Origin of the sequence: Streptomyces lycii (genome assembly GCF_009735685.1) — a bacterium.
Taxonomy (GTDB): domain Bacteria; phylum Actinomycetota; class Actinomycetes; order Streptomycetales; family Streptomycetaceae; genus Streptomyces; species Streptomyces lycii.
The window spans coordinates 45,755-61,213 of record NZ_WHPN01000404.1; the positions used below are offsets into that span (position 1 = coordinate 45,755).

The 15,459-nt window shown below is 70.0% G+C and carries 19 protein-coding genes; 5 read left to right on the top strand and 14 right to left on the bottom strand.

What is annotated here, in order from left to right; all coding sequences use genetic code 11:
• Window positions 1-9 precede the first annotated feature (9 nt).
• Both GCU69_RS28275 and GCU69_RS28280 read left to right on the top strand, forming a co-directional pair.
• Window positions 10-960 (top strand): DUF317 domain-containing protein, encoded by a 951-nt coding sequence (locus GCU69_RS28275; protein WP_156207574.1) that lies wholly within the window; start codon window positions 10-12, stop codon window positions 958-960.
• A gap of 57 nt (window positions 961-1,017) precedes the next feature.
• A complete protein-coding gene (locus GCU69_RS28280) occupies window positions 1,018-1,506 on the top strand; it encodes a hypothetical protein (RefSeq protein WP_156207575.1) in 489 nt (162 codons plus the stop codon).
• A gap of 4 nt (window positions 1,507-1,510) precedes the next feature.
• Here the strand turns inward: GCU69_RS28280 and GCU69_RS28285 are convergent, their stop codons facing one another.
• Entirely contained in the window at window positions 1,511-1,774 is a 264-nt protein-coding gene (locus GCU69_RS28285) for a hypothetical protein (RefSeq protein WP_156207576.1), read from the bottom strand.
• 154 nt (window positions 1,775-1,928) lie between these two features.
• Here GCU69_RS28285 and GCU69_RS28290 point away from each other — a divergent pair, with 154 nt between their 5' ends.
• From GCU69_RS28290 to GCU69_RS28300, 3 genes are all read left to right on the top strand, one after another.
• Complete coding sequence (locus GCU69_RS28290) at window positions 1,929-2,258, top strand: DUF317 domain-containing protein (protein ID WP_235978753.1); 330 nt, start codon at window positions 1,929-1,931, stop codon at window positions 2,256-2,258.
• Window positions 2,259-2,439: 181 nt separating this feature from the next.
• Window positions 2,440-2,652, top strand: coding sequence for a hypothetical protein (locus GCU69_RS28295; protein WP_156207577.1), 213 nt, complete (start codon window positions 2,440-2,442; stop codon window positions 2,650-2,652).
• Window positions 2,653-2,752: 100 nt separating this feature from the next.
• Entirely contained in the window at window positions 2,753-3,070 is a 318-nt protein-coding gene (locus GCU69_RS28300; RefSeq protein WP_235978754.1) for an esterase, read from the top strand.
• 300 nt (window positions 3,071-3,370) lie between these two features.
• Here GCU69_RS28300 and GCU69_RS28305 read toward each other — a convergent pair whose 3' ends face one another.
• The 13 genes from GCU69_RS28305 to GCU69_RS28365 form a co-directional block, all read right to left on the bottom strand.
• Window positions 3,371-4,147, bottom strand: a complete 777-nt coding sequence (locus tag GCU69_RS28305; protein WP_156207579.1) for a TatD family hydrolase — start codon at window positions 4,145-4,147, stop codon at window positions 3,371-3,373.
• Window positions 4,144-5,433, bottom strand: a complete 1,290-nt coding sequence (locus tag GCU69_RS28310) for a 7-cyano-7-deazaguanine synthase (protein WP_170315954.1) — start codon at window positions 5,431-5,433, stop codon at window positions 4,144-4,146. The genes GCU69_RS28305 and GCU69_RS28310 overlap by 4 nt, the downstream gene beginning before the upstream one ends.
• Window positions 5,433-6,209, bottom strand: a complete 777-nt coding sequence (locus GCU69_RS32855) for a hypothetical protein (RefSeq protein ID WP_170315955.1) — start codon at window positions 6,207-6,209, stop codon at window positions 5,433-5,435. The genes GCU69_RS28310 and GCU69_RS32855 overlap by 1 nt, the downstream gene beginning before the upstream one ends.
• Window positions 6,209-8,119: a KAP family P-loop NTPase fold protein gene (locus GCU69_RS28320; RefSeq protein ID WP_156207582.1), complete on the bottom strand. Its 1,911-nt coding sequence runs from the start codon at window positions 8,117-8,119 to the stop codon at window positions 6,209-6,211. The genes GCU69_RS32855 and GCU69_RS28320 overlap by 1 nt, the downstream gene beginning before the upstream one ends.
• A 107-nt stretch (window positions 8,120-8,226) precedes the next feature.
• Window positions 8,227-8,484 carry a hypothetical protein gene (locus GCU69_RS28325; protein WP_170315956.1) on the bottom strand — a complete coding sequence of 86 codons (258 nt, stop codon included), beginning with the start codon at window positions 8,482-8,484 and terminating at the stop codon, window positions 8,227-8,229.
• 244 nt (window positions 8,485-8,728) lie between these two features.
• Complete coding sequence (locus GCU69_RS28330) at window positions 8,729-9,133, bottom strand: hypothetical protein (protein ID WP_156207584.1); 405 nt, start codon at window positions 9,131-9,133, stop codon at window positions 8,729-8,731.
• Window positions 9,134-9,239: 106 nt separating this feature from the next.
• Window positions 9,240-11,000, bottom strand: coding sequence for a relaxase/mobilization nuclease domain-containing protein (locus GCU69_RS28335; protein ID WP_156207585.1), 1,761 nt, complete (start codon window positions 10,998-11,000; stop codon window positions 9,240-9,242).
• A complete protein-coding gene (locus tag GCU69_RS28340; RefSeq protein WP_156207586.1) occupies window positions 11,000-11,665 on the bottom strand; it encodes a MobC family plasmid mobilization relaxosome protein in 666 nt (221 codons plus the stop codon). The genes GCU69_RS28335 and GCU69_RS28340 overlap by 1 nt, the downstream gene beginning before the upstream one ends.
• The gene (locus GCU69_RS28345) at window positions 11,662-11,886 is read right to left on the bottom strand and encodes a hypothetical protein (protein WP_003972986.1); all 225 of its coding nucleotides are present in this window, start codon (window positions 11,884-11,886) and stop codon (window positions 11,662-11,664) included. Before GCU69_RS28345 ends, GCU69_RS28340 begins: the two co-directional genes overlap by 4 nt.
• Window positions 11,887-11,988: 102 nt before the next feature.
• Window positions 11,989-13,056, bottom strand: coding sequence for a DUF2637 domain-containing protein (locus tag GCU69_RS28350; protein ID WP_156207587.1), 1,068 nt, complete (start codon window positions 13,054-13,056; stop codon window positions 11,989-11,991).
• Complete coding sequence (locus tag GCU69_RS28355) at window positions 13,053-13,619, bottom strand: WhiB family transcriptional regulator (protein WP_156207588.1); 567 nt, start codon at window positions 13,617-13,619, stop codon at window positions 13,053-13,055. The genes GCU69_RS28350 and GCU69_RS28355 overlap by 4 nt, the downstream gene beginning before the upstream one ends.
• Before the next feature lie 116 nt (window positions 13,620-13,735).
• On the bottom strand, window positions 13,736-14,440 hold the full coding sequence (locus GCU69_RS28360; protein WP_156207589.1) for an ATP-binding protein: 705 nt from the start codon (window positions 14,438-14,440) through the stop codon (window positions 13,736-13,738).
• The gene (locus GCU69_RS28365; RefSeq protein WP_156207590.1) at window positions 14,440-15,459 is read right to left on the bottom strand and encodes a hypothetical protein; all 1,020 of its coding nucleotides are present in this window, start codon (window positions 15,457-15,459) and stop codon (window positions 14,440-14,442) included. Before GCU69_RS28365 ends, GCU69_RS28360 begins: the two co-directional genes overlap by 1 nt.

Here is a 15,459-nt window from a genome sequence, read left to right on the forward strand (position 1 = left end):
GACTCGACCATGTACGCCCCTGATGACCCGACCCGGTACCAAGAGGTACTGGTCAGCCCCATGTATCTGGCTGGTTCCAACGGGACCGGCGAGGCTGGCTTCGCGCCCGTCGCCCACTGGCCCCATCAGTACCTCGATGAGGGCCCCTGCCAGCTCCTCGTGACCTCTCCCGACCAACGGATTCGGATCGGCTGGTTCGGCGACGACTTCGAACTGTGGAAGATCAGCGCAGCCGAGGACGCCTTCTCGGCGCCTCGCTGGACGGCGACGTTCAACCACGTCACCCCGGCCGAGATGGTCGCCGGCCTCACCGCCGCACTGGTCCAGGACTACGACGAAGCCATCGCCTCCGACACCCTCGGCCGCTTCTTGACAGGGCCAACCGTCCCCTGGAGGGACACCGTCGGGCCGCTGACCGATGCCGGCTGGAACCTTGACGGAGCTGCTGAACTCGGCACCGTCGAGATCATCGCTCCTGACGACCAAGCGGGCATCCTTATCGATCGGCGCGGCTACGGCTCCGACCGCACGACCGTTGAGCTGTGGGCTGGCCCGCCGGGCTGGGGCACTCGTGCCGAAGCGACGTTCACGGCCCGCACACCGTCCCATTTGATCGCCGCAACCGCCGCTGTGATGGCGGAGTCGACCCCGGTGGTCCGCGAGCGCCACCAAGTCGACCGGCGGATGCAGCACTTGGTCACCATGACCCCTGTCGCGTCGTCCACGCCGATCGCCGAGGCTCAGGTCTCGCGCGCTCCGACTCCGCTGGACGTACGCCGCACCGCGGTCACCCAGGCCGTACACCGTGCCGCGCGGGCACCACGCACAGCAGCCGACCTCCGGGTGATGGCCGCGCAGAGCCGCTCCACGGGGGCGGCGCAGAAACGGACGGGACACCCCGCGCCCGCGACCTCTGCCCGGCTGCCGGCCAGCTCGCCGACGCCCCGGCGCGGACGCTGACTCCCACCCCAGGCCGCACTCCACTCGCGACCGTCCCCGCCCAACAGGAGTTCCACCATGCCCACCACCACCATGCTCGACCAGGCCACGGCCATGATCGAGAACGCCTGGGGGCAGCCCATCGAAGCTCTTGAGGTCCTAGGGGTCCGCCGCCCCAGCGAGGACCCGCTCCTGCGCTGCGCCATGCACACCCGCGCGGCCCTGGCCATCACGGACAGCGCGGTAACCGTTCACCAGGACCGTCTTCACGCCCTGTCCCGGCATGGGTACGTGCCTGACTTCTACGAACTCGACCGGATCACCGAAACGGCGGTCAAGCTCCGCGTCGCCCACGCGGAGAGCCGTGCGTACCTCCAGGCGATCCGGCGCGTGGTGGAGGCTCGGGAGGCCGCCGCACCCGAGGTTGAGGCACCGGCGGTTCGGCTGGCTCAGGCCGCTGTCGCCCGCTCCGGGCAGACGCGGCACGCCCCGGGGGCCGTGCCCGAACCGTCCTCTCCGGCGGCGGTCGTAGGGCCGTCAGCGCCCACAACGGGGCCCCGACGTTGAACGCTTAGCTCCGATTCTCGTCGCGGTGGCCCTCTTCGGCCCGGGGGCCCACCGCGCGGGCCAGCTCCTCCACCGTCAGCTCCACGCGTTGGCCTTCGGCGACCCGGCGCTCCAACGTCTCCTCGTCCGGCCACCGGTCGGGCTGTGCGCCGACTCCCCACTGGCCGTCGGCGACCATCGCGATGTCGCCCACGGTCCACGGCCGCCCGGCCGCCCGGACCTTGCGCTCCAACCCGGCACCGTCCCAGTGTCTGCTCGCCTCGGCCATCGCTGTCCCCCTTCTCTCGCCTGCGGCCCGTCACCGCAACCCATGTAGGACAACCACGGTGGCCTGTCCATTCCCCGGTCTCCCGTCACCTGCCGACGACCCCGGGTTCGCCCACGGCAGACGTCCTTGCCGGGAAACGACTACGCACTTCGGCATGTCACATGCCAACGTACGGGTGTCGGGAAAACCGCAGCTCAACGAAGGGATCCATCTAACCGTGAGCCCCTCTTCCACCCTCCTTCCGGCCGTTATCCGCCCCGCAGCGGATGCTCTCAACTGGCTCTCCGCCGACCACGGTGCGGGCCCGGTGCTCGATCTCCTGGACGCACTCGGGTGGGCGATCGTTGACACCCCCGAGGCCAACGTCCACGCGACCAGCCCCGACGGTTGTGTCTACGTCGGCTGGCTCCCCGAGGACCCGTCGGCCTGGCAGCGCAACATCGTCTGGCACGTCCGGGTGCAGTCCGCCGATGGCGACACATAGGTCCAGGAGTTCGGTCTCCACACCCCCTCCGAGGCCGTTGCCGGATTCCTCGCCGCCTTGGTCACCAACTCCTCGTGCTGACTGCCGATCAGGCTCCGCTCATACATTCACTGACGGCTCGACGACTCCCCGTCGTCGAGCCGACCAGCCTCGTAGATGTTCACCGTTCACGGAGACTCCCTTGCCCCAGTACCTGACCGTCGGCCACCTGCTCCGCCAGCTCCAGGATCTCGACCCCAACCTGCCGGTCCGTCTCGCCGTCAACCCCGACTTCCCGTTCGCCCACTTTGTGGGGGCCGAGGTCGTCATCCGCGACGGCAAGGCATACATCGCCGATGACGGCCAAGAGGACTACCTCCCGGTGGGGACGCGCCACGCCCTCACCTGGGCCTGATCTCATTCCCATCACTACGGAGGTTTCCATCTCGTCACTGTCGCGCCCCGCGCCTTGCCTCGCGCTGCACGATCTCGCGGCGGGCCCCATGCCGCATGGCATGCACAGCGCGCTTGTCCAGCGCATCTCCAACCGCTCCGACGGCCCCCTCGATGTCACTTGGCTCGCTGCCGGAACTCCCAGACTTCCCCTTGGGCGCATCCGACTGCGCTGGGAGTCCGCATCGCGCACCGGCTGGGACGTCACGGCGCATCTGGGCCTGACCACTGCCGAGGTGCTCCTCGGTTCCTGGCCCGCCGCCCCGGACGACTGGCCGCGCCTGGTCCGTCCGACCCTGTACGAGGTCACCGGCCTGTGCGCCGCCCTCGCTTTCGCCACCGACGCCCTCGACCTCTCGAACAGTCTCGCCGGAGTCTGATAGGCCACCGAACGCGCAGGCCGCTGACCTGTACCGCGGCTGGAGCTCGTCAGCGATGCCCTACGGCGTGCTGACTGTGATCGACGCTGAGGAGCTTGCCACTGGCTCTCAGCCGCTCCCACGCCTCTGTGGCATCGAGATCGTTGTACATGTCCGGCGACGCTATCGGCTGAGGGGCAGGGCTGCTCCTGGAATGACAAGACCGCATGCTGTAGGGAACCCCAGGCCTGGATCCCGGAGGGACCTTCCCCGCTACGAGGCGGTGCTCTCCGGCGGCTCAGGCACCCACCCGCTGAGGGCTCAACGAGGCGGGAGCGATGCAAGATGAGACCGCACGCGCCGGCTGAAGTGTGCTGCACAACGCGTGTCTCTCACGAGTGCGGCCAGGTTGTGCCATACGGTCTGGCGAATATCCCTGGGCGTTGTCCGATGATGGCGTGCCAGGGTCTGCTCCACGTCGGCGACGTTACCGGGCAGTGGCTGAGCGGAGCTGCGGTCACCGAAGGGGTGGTCGGTCTCGGTCAGCACACGATCGAGCGGGATGGTCTGCAGCAGAGCCGTCTTGCGTGCGGCGGAGACGTTGACGGAGAAGTAACAGCCCAGGCGGACGGCGCGGGCGGTCTGTTCCGGGTCGCCAAGCCACCAGTGGAGGACCATGCCAGGGGCCGGGGCACGTTCGAGTTCGTCGAGCACCTGCTCGCAGGCGCCGTAGCTGTGGATGCTGGCGATGCGCGGGGTGCGCTCCAGGACGCCGAGGACACTGCGGAAAGTGGTCTGCTGGCGATCTAGCGGGACGCGGCTCTTGCCGTCGAGTCCGATCTCGCTGACCAGGGGGGTGTGGGCGATCAGCTGGGTGAAGGCGTCGGGGTCGAATGCGGTGTGGCTGCGGGCGAGTCCGGGATGAGCGCCGACTCCCCAGATGATCCGGTCGTCGTGCCGCTGGACGGCCTCAGTGGCCTCGGTCAGGGAACGGGTGGCGGCGAAGATGACGGCGCCCAGGCCTGCGAGGTCGTCGGCCGGGACGCTGCTGTCGATGTGTGCGTGCAGGTCCAGCGGCGGCAGTGCGCTCGTCCTCATGGGTACAGCAACTCCAGTTCTGCGACGCCCCGCCTGCACAGGTCGTAGGCCTGACGGGTGGAGTAGTCGGAGGGCAGGTTCAGGGTGGTGATGTCGGCCGGGCGCAGCCCGCGAGCGAGGAAGGTGCGCAGGGAGGGTTCGACCGACTTGCCGGTCAGGTAGGCGCTGAGGTTCTCGGCGTGGCGGGTGTGAAGGTAGTCGGTCGTGTCCTCGATCTGGGCGGCGCGGAAGGAGGCGCGGCGCAGCAGGCAGCCGAAGCACACGCCGCAGTGGGTGCGTACGGGGATGCGGTGAGTGCGGTGTCCGGTGTGGGCGCAGGAGTGGGTGTTGCTGAGCAGCCGAGTGGCTGCGGCGGGGCCGACCAGTTCGGCGGCCCGGGTGAACATTTCGCCTTTGGTGTGGGCGGCGAAGGGGTTGTGGATGTGTGCGTGGGCTCCGGCGTCGTGGGCGATGGCAGCCAGGGTCTGCAGGAAGAGGGGGTGGGTGGTGCGGGTAGACACGGCGCCGCGCTGGTCGGCGGTGAGCGGCACGTTGAGGGAGGCGAAGCCGTTCTCCGGGATCCACAGTGGGACCTTTTCCACTGCTGCGGCGGCCAGGCCGAGGGCGAGGAAGAGCAGGGAGCGGGTGCGGGTGGAGTACTCGTTGGGCAGTTTCGTGCCGGTGGGCTGATGGCTTTTGCGGGAGAAGCGCAGGGCCTGGTGCGGCTGTGGGGGGCCGTCGATGAGGTATCCGATGGTGTCGGCGACGGTTCGCTGGATGGGGGCGAGGGTGGTGGCGCCGACGTGGGAGAGCAGCAGATGCTGCTCGGGGCCGAGGTCGTGGCGGGAGTGCAGGGCGCCGACGGCGGAGTCGGCGCCGCCGCTGAGCAGGACCACTCGCCGGATCCCGGGGTGCGGTGTGTCGTGGATGGTTTCGTGCGGGGTGCCAGCGGTGTGGAAGCGGATCGACCATCGGTCTCCGGACAGGAACGCCAGGAGGGCTTCGAGGCGTTCGCGCACCGCGGTCCAGCGGGCCGGGTCGTAGACGGGGATGTCCAGTTCGAAGGTGCGCTGGGTCCAGTTGGAGTGGGCGGCGCGGCGGGTAGTGGTGCGGTCGGCGGCGTAGACCAGGGCGGCCAGGCGGACCAGTTCGATGTTGGGTTCGGGGACGGGGCCCAGGGCTCCCAGTGACGGACCGAGAGTGGAGACGAAGGAGCCGCCCGCCCCGGCGGGCCACCAGAACACGGTGGTGTCGTCGGGCGCGGGGCGGGTGGTGTCCGCGTCCAGGCGCATGGTGTAGGCGGGCATCAGGGCTCCATCCAGATGGACCGCATCGCGGTGATGCCCTCTTCGACGGCCTGGGTGATCTCGGTGGTGCTGGGACCGGTGATCGTGAGGGAGGTGCGGTCGGCCAGGGCGCGTGCGGTCTCGCGCAGTTGGCGTTCGCCGTCGGCAGTGGCCCAGGCGGGGCGGGAGCCGTCGTTCATCTTCGCCGCGGTCTCGCTGATGACCGCTTCGAAGATGATCAGGGCCAGGGTTTCCCGGACGACTTCGTCGGGGCTGGGGGGTGTGCTGTCGGTGCCAGCTTCCAGGACCCATTGAGCTACTTCGCTGGCGACGAAGCGGCGTTCCTGGTCTTCGATGGTGCCGTCGGCGAGCGGCCCGCAGGCCGCGTCCACGATGCGGCGGGTCCAGTCGATCGGGTCGGCGGCGGCGGCCTGCAGTTGTGCGTAGTCGAGGCCAAGTTCGTGCAGAGCCTGCGCGTTGCCGGTGCGGTAGGCGTAGGCCGCGGCCGCGGCACGGCCTGCGGTGCGTGAGGACCGGGCGACGCTGCGCTGCGCCCCTCCCCCGCTACGGCCTCCTCCGGCCCCTCCGGCCCCTCCGCCTCCGCCGCCGGGGCCGTCGGCGTGGCCGCCGGAGGGGCGGAACAAGCCGAGGGCAGGGATCAGCTGATCGGTGTTGAGCTGGGGTGGGGGCGCGCCGGGACCGGAGCCGGCTAGAGCGTCGAGCCACTGGGTGATGTTGTGCTGCAGTTGTTTGCTGGCCGGTGTGCCGTTTCCGGTGTAGGAGCCTTTGGTGCCCATCAGCGGCTGCTTCCTGTGCCCAGCGCGTGGTCGAGGGTGCGCCCGATCTGGTCCTGGCCGGCCGGGACATGGCTCTTCCAGTGCTCTAGCACGCCGCGGAAGACGGGGACGGCGGACGGGAGAACCAGGATGGTGGCCGGTTGCAATTCTCGGGCAGGAATGGACTGAAGGAGGCGGGTGGCCCGCTCGGCACTGGCCGGGTAGGCAGTGGTGATGCGAACCAGGCTGCGCACGGCTGCGGTCTGTTCGGTAGGCCGGTCTCGGCCGGCCCGGCCGAGGTATTCGACCAGGCTCGCAGCGTCGTCCTCGCCGAGCGCGGTGATGTCGGCTTCGGTGACCCGGCGCTGGTCGAAGCGCACGCTGGACAGCAGGTTGGCCGCGATGTCGCGCAGCCGACCGGGCAGTCCGGCGTCGAGGAGCTGCTCGCCGGTGAACGCGGCTGCCAGGTAGAGGTAGGGGGCCAGGTCCACGGGGCCGAGGTCGGGGGGAAGTTTGGCCCATCGGATCAGGTCGTCGTCGAAGGCGACCGGCTCGCTCTCGCCTTCGTCCGGCGTCGGTTGCTGTTCCGGGGAAGCAGCGTCGTCGGGATCGGGGTCGGCGGCGATGGGGGGTTCAGGGGCGGGCCGGCCGGCGGTTGTCTCCAGTTTGGCCATGCGGGGACGCAGTTCGCCGCGGGCCAGCCATCCCAGGACGGTAGCGAAGGCGTTGGGCAGCAGCTTCTCCAGAACCATGAGCTTGGCCACGATGTCCGGCTCGAGTTCGATGCCGCGATGGCCGGCGACGGACTGGCGCACCCGCAGGTCGTTGAGAAAGCGCTTGATGCGGCGGGGGCTGCCTTGGAGCTTCTCGTAGAGGATGGGTGTCATCCGTGAGGCAAAGGCCATTTCGGCGAAGATGTCGTTGCCGTTCACGGCCTCGGCCAGGTCGTCCAGCAGGCCCTTCTCCAGCCGCAGGTGTACGCAGGCCTCGATATAGGGGGTGAGTTCCTCGACGGTCAGGCGCTGAGAGAGCTGCAGCAGGACGAGGAATGCCTCGGTGTCGAAGCGGCTCAGGGTGGGCAGCGGCACCGTGGTCTGCACGATCTTGTGCAGGTAGAGGCTGGCCGGTTCCTCGAAGTATCTCTCTTGCGCTGCCTGTTGTCCGCTGCCGGGGTCGGGGAAGCGGGCTCGCAGGGCGTCGGCAACCCGGTGCTCGTCGGCGGCGACGACGAAGGCCATCTTCGGCACGGCCAGGAACAGCCGGATGGTCTCCAGCGTGTCCACGACCGTGTCGGGCAGGCAGCGGTCGAGATCGTCGACCAGCACGACCACGCGCCTGAGGTGGCTGAGTTCGGCGGACTCCATCAGTGTGCGGAACTCACTGCGGAATTCGCCGAGTCCGCGTGAGGGCGGGTCGCCTGCGTCGGCATCATCGTTGCTGGGCTCGGTGTTGATCAGGCTGGTGAGGTCGTCGACGGAAGGCAACTGCAGGGTCAGGGACGTCTTGGCCGCCACTTGCAGGGCCTTGGCCCAGTCGACTCGCTGGCGCAGCTTGGTCAGCATCGTCCGGGCGCGGCTGATGCGGCCCTCTGGCTGTTCCTTCTTGGCGAGCTCGGCGGCGACGGCGCTGAGCACCTCGCCGATCAGGGTTTCCTTGGCGCCCACACCGGGGTCGTAGCGCCACGGGTCTGTGCTGATCACGAGAATGGTCGTGTCCGTTGCGGGCGGCTTGGGGGCGAGTTCGTCCTCGATGAGGCGGAGCACGGTGGTCTTGCCACTCCCCCAGGCGCCCGAGACTCCGACGGTCACCGGGTCAAGGGCGTCGTCGAGGACTGCCTGGACCACAGTTTTGGCCACCGCGTCAAAAGACAGAAGATCCAGGCGGGTCGGCTCGTCCGACCACAGCTGTGCAGACATATTGCTCTTGCCCATCCCCAGGGCCTGTGACTATCTCGTCTCAGGCGATACCCGCACCAGCACTGCGCATACGGACGCTCCCGAGTGTGCAGCAAACACACACAATAGTGCTCACTTCATCCTCAACAATAGAAACAGACGCATCCGTTGCGGCCGCCGACGTGGCCGACGCCGACCCGGGGCGGGCGGCGGATGACTGCATCCTCGGTCTGCCCGTGCCGACTCGATTCGGCCATTGCGTGCGTGAAGCCGGGCGCGCCACAGCCGAGAGAGTAGCCGCCAGCCCGCACCCAGTACGCCAGTGCGTCGATCAACCCACGCCGCGGATGCTTGCGCGGGCGCTCGCCCGGCATCGCGGGCGGCACCAGCGGTTCGAGCACCGCCCATCCGACATCGGAAAGATCCGTAGGGTACCCCCCGCCGTTCGGCCACACCCGCCTCCCCATAGTGCAGGGCCTGCTAGCTCGCCTGCCCTTGCTGGCACTTAGCAGATACCTACTAACTCCATTGCTGTTAAGGTCTGTTACGCGACAACGCTCAAGGTGCAGCGCCAGTCTGTCGGCAAACGGCACGGTGGGTTAGGCGCCACTGTCACGCCGGCGGCGCCTCCAGCCCGTTACCTGCCTACTCCAGGTAAATTCCGGCGAACGCACCGTCGAAGCCGAGCGCGGCCAAGCCCGCCTCGACACTCGGGTAGGTCGTCCCGTGCGGGCCGCCGACCAGGGCGTCGAAGTCGGCGCGGCTGATCTCGGGCTCGAGCCACTGGTTGCCGCACCGGCAGCGGACCCAGACGTTGCGCCCGTGGTTGATGAGCAGCCAGTCGCGTCGGGCACGGCAGGCGGAGCACATCACGGGGATGCCCCCGAGAGCGAGTTCGCGTGAGTGGCCGACGCAGCGAATCGCCCCGGGGCCGTCGGCCGGCCGAGTCTCGGCCTGGAGCTGCAGCAGGGGGTCGGTACCAGTGGGGAGGACGGGCAGCGCGGGTGCCGGCTCCGTGGTGCGGGTGGTGGTTCTGAGCACGAGCGTCATCTCCCGGTTGTCGGTCCTGTCTTCATCCGTAACAGCCGGTGGAACCGGCTGTCCATACATTTCGCGGCGTCCGCTCGGTCGGTGGCCGGCTACCGGTTCGACCTGTTCAGCGACGTGGCGAGCGGCGGTTGGGGTCTTGAACAGTCCCGAGCAGCGCGGCTGCCGTCGCGTTTCGTTCACTGGTGCGGCTGCTCGGCGTGGTGGCCTGGCGGGTGGCGGCCTGCGGACGACGGGCACCGTCACCCGGGTGTGCCGGGAGCTGGGCGATGCGCCGCAGGCGCCAGACCAGGACGTCGTTCACGTCATCGGCGCTGTCGAGTTCGCGCATGTCGATGGCCTGGCGCAGGAGGGCTTCGGAGTCGTGGCCTGCCCGCTCGGCCTGGGCAAGGGTGGCGACCAAGGCGTCGGTCCTCGCTTCCGTGCCTCCTGCCCGTACGACCTTCTCGGGCAGGACGGCGCGAAGGGTGGCCTCGTGCATGAGGCGTTGGGCGTCAGGAAGGGCGCGGCCTTGGTCGTGCAGCATGCGCATCGGGGTGGCGGCGGCCTGCCGGTAGGCGGTGCGCAGGTGCGCGGCGGCTTGTCGGGAGGCGTCGGCCTGCTGGGCGTGTCCGCGGGCGGAGTGCCAGCGGGCGGCGGCGAGGGTGACGAGGACGAGGGTGGAGACGAGCATGGCGGTGGTGCCGCCGTCCTCGCCTCGGCCGAGCGCCCCGCCGGCCTGGACAATGCCTCGGGCGGCTGAGCGGAGGGCCCGGGTGTCGGCGCGTTCGGCGCGGACATGACTGCGGGTTGCCCGTTCGAAGGCGCGAGCTGCGGCGGCCAGCTCGGTGCGGGTAGTGGCCGGTGAGGTCTGGGCCACTGCGTCGAGGAGTTCTCCGACGCCGACGAGCTGGGGGGCGGCCTCGCCGTCCTCATCGCGTTCCAGGAGCGTGGCCGAGCGCTCTGCGATGACGGTGGCGTTGCGTCGTTGACGGGCGGGCGGTGACCAGTTCGTCCGGTCAGCCGCGACCGCGGGCGCGCTCGGCTCGGCGGCCCCATCGGTGAGGCGTAGGCGGATCTTCGGAAGGGAGAGGTCGGGGCCCAGTTTGGAGCCGGGGTACCAGACCGGGGCTCCGTCGCGGTTGCGGTCGCCGGGCAGGGCCACGTTGTAGCCGAGCGCGTCACCAGACGGTGCGTGCCGCAGCTTCACCCGTACTCCCGCCTCTCGGAGCCGCGTGAAGAACTCCTCTTCCGAATCCGCTCCCGCCACGGCTCGACGAACGGCCTCGCGGAGCGTCTCGCGCGAGGTCTCCGGGCGGCCGGTGCGCTCGGCCTTGAACTTCTCGGCGCTGCTGGGATTCTTCGCTGCGGTTCCGTCGCCCGTGTTCAGGCGCCGCAGGCCCATCTCCTTCTCGATGCGGCGGCATTCGGCCTGGGCCTTGTTGAAGTCGTAGTTCAGGCGCGGGTTGCGCAGGTCGCCGCGTACGAGGGTGGCGACGATGTGGATGTGGTCTTCCGCGTGGCGGACGGCGATCCACCGGCAGCCGTCGGAGTCTCCAGCCGGGGCGATGCCGGTGGCGTGGACGATGCGCTGGGCGACGGCGTTCCACTCCTCGTCGTCCAGCCGCCGGTCCCCGGGGGCTGTGCGGACCGAGCAGTGCCAGACGTGCTTGGCGGGTGCGCGGTCGCCGGCCTGCTTGACCCGCAGGTCCAGGGCGGCGGTGAGCCGGGCGAGGGTGACCTTCGGGTCGGGGTCGAGGCCGGGGTCGGGGGCGAAGCCGTCCCAGGAGCCGACGAGGTGTGCGTCGGTGTGCTCCTCGCGCCGTCCGGGGCCGTACAGGTAGACGAGGAGTCCGTGGGTGCGGGAGCCGCGTCCGATGTCGGGAACCATCACAGCCGCCGGGTCACCAGGTCGTTCGCCGCGTCATCGACGCGGGCGAGAACTCCGGTCAGCGCGCCCAGCGCGCGTTCGAGTTCACCGGCGCGCGGCTGGCCACCGCTGTTGAGGACGAAGGCGATCTGGTTGATGTTGTTGCCGATCCGGGCCAGCGCGGTGCGCAGAGCGGCGAGTTCGTCGATGGCGGTGTCGAGCTGGTCGTTGCTGTTCACGGCGGCGCATCCGCGGGCGGCGCTCAGGCCGGAGACGGCGAGGAAGCGGGCGACGGTGACGCCGCGCTTGGTGGCGGCCTCGGCGATCTCGGTCTTCTCGGTGTCGGAGAGGCGGGTGGTCGTCTTGCGGGTGCGCTCGCTGGGGTTGCGGGTGCGGCGGCGCGGTTTGCGGTCGGGGTAGGCGGGCGTGCTCGGGCTCGGCTGCTCGCGGTGGTCGTCACGGTCGGCTTCTCCCCCGGTGACCGGCGCCCCCTGGTGCCGGTTGCCCGGCTGGTCCCCGTGCGCCCTCGCTCGGGGACCAGCCGGGCTTCCCCCGCCCTCCTGGGCGGGGGCAAGTGCGTACGTCGGGCCGTAGGACCGTCGTACGCGATAGCTTGCTCCGCCAGGAGCCGTGGTGGGGTCACGCTGCTGTCCAGCGGAGGTGGCCACCGGGTCGTTGCTGTTCACCGGCTCGTCTCCGGGTCCTGCTGCTGGATTTCGCGGACGAGTTCCTCGATCCAGTCCATGGCCAGGACGGGGTGGTGCAGGGTCCAGGGCCGGTCGTGCTGCTCGCGTTGCACGATCCAGGTGGTGTCGGGGCCGGACTGGGCGCGGTGGAGGTGTCCGTGCTGGTGCAGGACGGTCAGCCAGGAGTCGACTTCGGCGGGCGTGGCCGGGTGAGTGCGCATCGGGTGCTCTCCGCTTCTGCTGTGGCGGGGTGTGTCGGTGACATGCGGAGTGGGTGACCGGCCGGGGTGACCGGTTCGGTCACCCACTCCGTGGAGGTTCGGTCAGGGCCGGGAGGAAGTGACCGGCTGGCGGTGCTGCTCACGCAGCTGAGCCATCAGCGCGGTCAGGGTGTCGCTGGACAGCGGGATCTGCTGACCTCGGATCGCCTGGGCGACCACCTTGCGGGTCAGTTTGTCCTCGGCCCTGACCGCCGACCGGGCGATCGCCAGCAGCTCCTCGGTGTCCGGGTCAGGACGCCGGTCACCAGTCGGCCGAGCGGCCCGGTCAGTGACCGGCGGCGAGGTGACCGGCGGGGCACTGACCGCCGCCGGGCTGCCCTGGTCATCACCGACCGGGGCCGCACTGCCGGGGCGGTCAGTGACCGTCCGACCCTTGTCCGCCTGTCCCGGCAGGTCAGGGGCACCGTGGCTGCGGTTGTGGTGGTCGGTGACCGACTGGCCGCTGGTCGCCGGGGTCGAGTCTCCGGTCACTGACCGGGCGGCGGTGTCCTCGTCGGTCGGGGACAGCGGCAGCCGGTCGGTCAGAGCGGTGACCGACTGACCGGACTTGACCTGACCGGCCGCTGACCACTGCTGACCGGCTCGGTCGGTCCGGGTGACCTCGATAGCGTCGCCCCGGTCGGTCTCACCGAGGTGACCGGGCTGACCGAGGTTCTGCCGGCCAGAGTCCTCGACCGGGCCCCGGGCAATGAGGATGTAGAGGTGGACCGCTCCGGCCAGTGCGAGCGGGGCAATGGTGGAGAGCACCGCGACCACCGCGTCACCGAGCTGGAGGCCGGTGCCGGCGACCGTGTCCTGGTTGATGCGCACCGCGTGGAGTGCGTTGGCCCAGATGCTGGCGGCGGTGGCCGTGCCGAAGAGCGTCCAGACGTAGAGCCGGGCGCGCAGTGGTGCGTTGCGCAGGACCAGGAGGGCTCGGATGCCGTAGGCGATGAACCCATCGATCACCAGGGGGAACAGGTAGGTAAGGAAGCCTCGGATGTGGATGGCCACGGCCATCTGCTGCAGGGCGTCGTACGACAGCGCGCACCCCGCGCCCCCGAGCGCCACGACAGCCGCGCGGTCCCACCCGGATATGTGCGCCGTCTTCGACGCGCTTGCGATGTTCATGCCGCCGTCCCGAAGTCGTCGCGGATCAGGCGCTCGCCGCTGGTCTCGGGGGGCGTGGTGTTCGTGGTGGGCTGGTTCAGGGTTCGGTTGCGCTCGGCCCGGCGGATCTCGCGGTACCGCTTCTTGGCGTGCTCCTCGGTGACCTTCAGAAGCCAGGCCAGGCGCTGCTCGCTCACCCCGTGGCGGTAGGCCGCGTACTCGACCGCGCGGCGCTCCGTATGGGTGAGGTGCACGTCGCGTCCGGCGATGGTGGCATTGACGCGGCTGTAGTCGAGGCGGCTGGCGAGCTTGCCGTGCAGCGGCCCGCGCTCCTCTTCCGTCAGGCCGCCACGGATCCCGTCGGTGTCACCCCCTTCGAGAGCGGCGTCCAGGCAGGTGCGCCGGACCGGGCACTGGCCGCACAGGGCCTTGGCCGTGGCGATCTTGGCGGTCTCGTCGGGTTCGGGGAAGAAGACTTCGGGGTCCACCGGGTTGTACTCGGTGTTCTGGCAGACGGCGTCGGCCTGCCAGGTCTGGTCGCCGAGCTGACGGTGGTGGGCGGGGCCGTTCATCGTGCTGGTCATGCGGGTGCTCCGATCGCTCTCCGCGCGCAGGGGCGTCGGCGGAGAGGTGCGCTGGCGGTAGGTACCCGGGGGACGGCGCTGCGAGGGCGCGGTCCGGCGGGGTGGCCTGTGGAGGGTCAGGCGGCGGCGCTGTGGCGTCTGCGGTCGACGGCCTCGAACTCGACTCGGGTGGTCATCTGCGCGAGCCTGCTGGCGACTCGGTCCCCGAGGTAGGAACGCAGGTCCTTGATCGCCAGGTTGGTCGTGATCAGCGTGGGGAGTTCGTAGTTGTACCGCCGGTTGATCAGCCGGTACGTGATCTCCTCGACCCACTCGCTCGCCTTGGCCGCGCCGAGGTCGTCGATGATCAGCAGCGGGCACCGGCTGACGGCCGCCAGCTCCCGCTCACTGTCCACCCCGGGTCGGGGACGGAGATCGGCGTAGAGGTCGGCGGCGGTGGTCGCCCGCCAGCGCGCGCCGACCCCGCTCTGCACCAGCGCTCGGACTGCGCCGTACGCCTGGTGTGTCTTGCCCGCGCCGACGACCCCGGCCATCAGCAAGCTAGGGCCGGTGGTGACCTGTCGTCGGGCTCCTCGGCTGGGGGCGACGGCCGCGTCGGTGACCCTCCGGACCCACTCCAGGACCGTGGGGTGGTCGGCGACAGCCGTTTGATAGCGCGGGGGCATCCCGGCGAGCAGAGCGTCCAGCGGCGAGAAGGGCTCGGCGTCGTCCGGCAGCGCGGCGTCGGCCGGGTCGATGTTGCGGGCGGCCAGGATCCGGGCCATGCGCTCCAGCGTGGCTTCGTTGCCGAGGAGCTGAGGTTCGCGGTGACGGGTGTGCATCACAGCTCCTCGGCGTAGGCGGCAGAAGCGTTGGCCGGGTTGGTCCACGCCTGGTGGGCGGGCACGTTAGGCCGGATTCCCGGCCGCGCCAAACCGCCGGGGCGAGCGTTCATCGCCTCGTTGACCATGCTGGTCAGCACGCTCGGGTGCTTGGGGTTGGCCGTGAAGTTCGCCAGCCCGGCTCGGATGTGCGCCGGTGCGATGCCCTCGTCCAGGAGCTTCTTGATGATCCGGCCGAGGTGCCCGATCACGTCGCTCGGGGGGCGCTGGTCGCACCCGGCGACGTACTCCCCGACGAGGTCCTTGGCGGAGATGCCGGCTGCGGGCGCTGTGCGCCCCGTAGGGACAAGAGATCCAGGATCCAAGATCCTAGATCCAGGCGCCGAGCCTTCGGGGAGGCTTCGGGGAAGGTTCGGGGAGCCGCCGGAGACAACCCTCTGAGCTGCACTTTTAACTCCGGTCCGCCCGGGTGCGCTGCTGGCTGCATCAGCGGCCTCCTGCCGGTCGGCGGCTGGCCCGTCTGCCTGTTCCGACACCGTCGAGGAGGGTGCGGCAGGAAGATCGAGAGCTCGGGGTGCCCTCGCCGAGGTCTCAGCGAGTCCTCGGGGAGTGGTGGGCGAGTCCTTCCCCCTCTGGGAGCAGGAGCCCTTGCAGGGGGCGCATCGGTCGGCAGCCTGGTGCTGCGGGCACGAGGGCAGGCGCGACTGGCTCGGCTTGTCGATCTTCTGGTGCTCGGACCAGGTCACGATGTGGAGGTAGAGGCGACCGTCGCATCCGGTGTATCGGCAGATCAGTCCGGCGTTCGCGAGCTGGTGGAGGTCGTCTTCGACGTGGACCGAGGTGTGCTCGGCGCGCAGGGGCCAGAGGAGCCCCGCGATGATCGCGGCGTTGTCCCGGTGGCGACCATGGTCGTCGGCCTGGGTGAGCAGGCCGAAGAAGGTCCGCTCGGCCGCCACGGTCACTTCGGCGAGCGACTCGGACGTGAACGCCTCCGGCTTGACGGTTCGGATCCGGGCCAT

Bases quoted from the DNA above. Each gene is read 5' to 3' on its own strand.
- GCU69_RS32855 (WP_170315955.1), bottom strand. From the start codon at position 6,209: ATGGGCACCAAAGGCTCCTACACCGGAAACGGCACACCGGCCAGCAAA.
- GCU69_RS28280 (WP_156207575.1), top strand. From the start codon at position 1,018: ATGCCCACCACCACCATGCTCGACCAGGCCACGGCCATGATCGAGAAC.
- GCU69_RS28310 (WP_170315954.1), bottom strand. From the start codon at position 5,433: ATGCCCGCCTACACCATGCGCCTGGACGCGGACACCACCCGCCCCGCG.
- GCU69_RS28275 (WP_156207574.1), top strand. From the start codon at position 10: ATGTACGCCCCTGATGACCCGACCCGGTACCAAGAGGTACTGGTCAGC.
- GCU69_RS28360 (WP_156207589.1), bottom strand. From the start codon at position 14,440: ATGCACACCCGTCACCGCGAACCTCAGCTCCTCGGCAACGAAGCCACG.
- GCU69_RS28300 (WP_235978754.1), top strand. From the start codon at position 2,753: ATGCACAGCGCGCTTGTCCAGCGCATCTCCAACCGCTCCGACGGCCCC.
- GCU69_RS28290 (WP_235978753.1), top strand. From the start codon at position 1,929: ATGTCACATGCCAACGTACGGGTGTCGGGAAAACCGCAGCTCAACGAA.
- GCU69_RS28350 (WP_156207587.1), bottom strand. From the start codon at position 13,056: ATGAACATCGCAAGCGCGTCGAAGACGGCGCACATATCCGGGTGGGAC.
- GCU69_RS28330 (WP_156207584.1), bottom strand. From the start codon at position 9,133: ATGACGCTCGTGCTCAGAACCACCACCCGCACCACGGAGCCGGCACCC.
- GCU69_RS28320 (WP_156207582.1), bottom strand. From the start codon at position 8,119: ATGGGCAAGAGCAATATGTCTGCACAGCTGTGGTCGGACGAGCCGACC.
- GCU69_RS28285 (WP_156207576.1), bottom strand. From the start codon at position 1,774: ATGGCCGAGGCGAGCAGACACTGGGACGGTGCCGGGTTGGAGCGCAAG.
- GCU69_RS28305 (WP_156207579.1), bottom strand. From the start codon at position 4,147: ATGAGGACGAGCGCACTGCCGCCGCTGGACCTGCACGCACACATCGAC.
- GCU69_RS28345 (WP_003972986.1), bottom strand. From the start codon at position 11,886: ATGCGCACTCACCCGGCCACGCCCGCCGAAGTCGACTCCTGGCTGACC.
- GCU69_RS28365 (WP_156207590.1), bottom strand. From the start codon at position 15,459: ATGGCCCGGATCCGAACCGTCAAGCCGGAGGCGTTCACGTCCGAGTCG.
- GCU69_RS28335 (WP_156207585.1), bottom strand. From the start codon at position 11,000: ATGGTTCCCGACATCGGACGCGGCTCCCGCACCCACGGACTCCTCGTC.
- GCU69_RS28355 (WP_156207588.1), bottom strand. From the start codon at position 13,619: ATGACCAGCACGATGAACGGCCCCGCCCACCACCGTCAGCTCGGCGAC.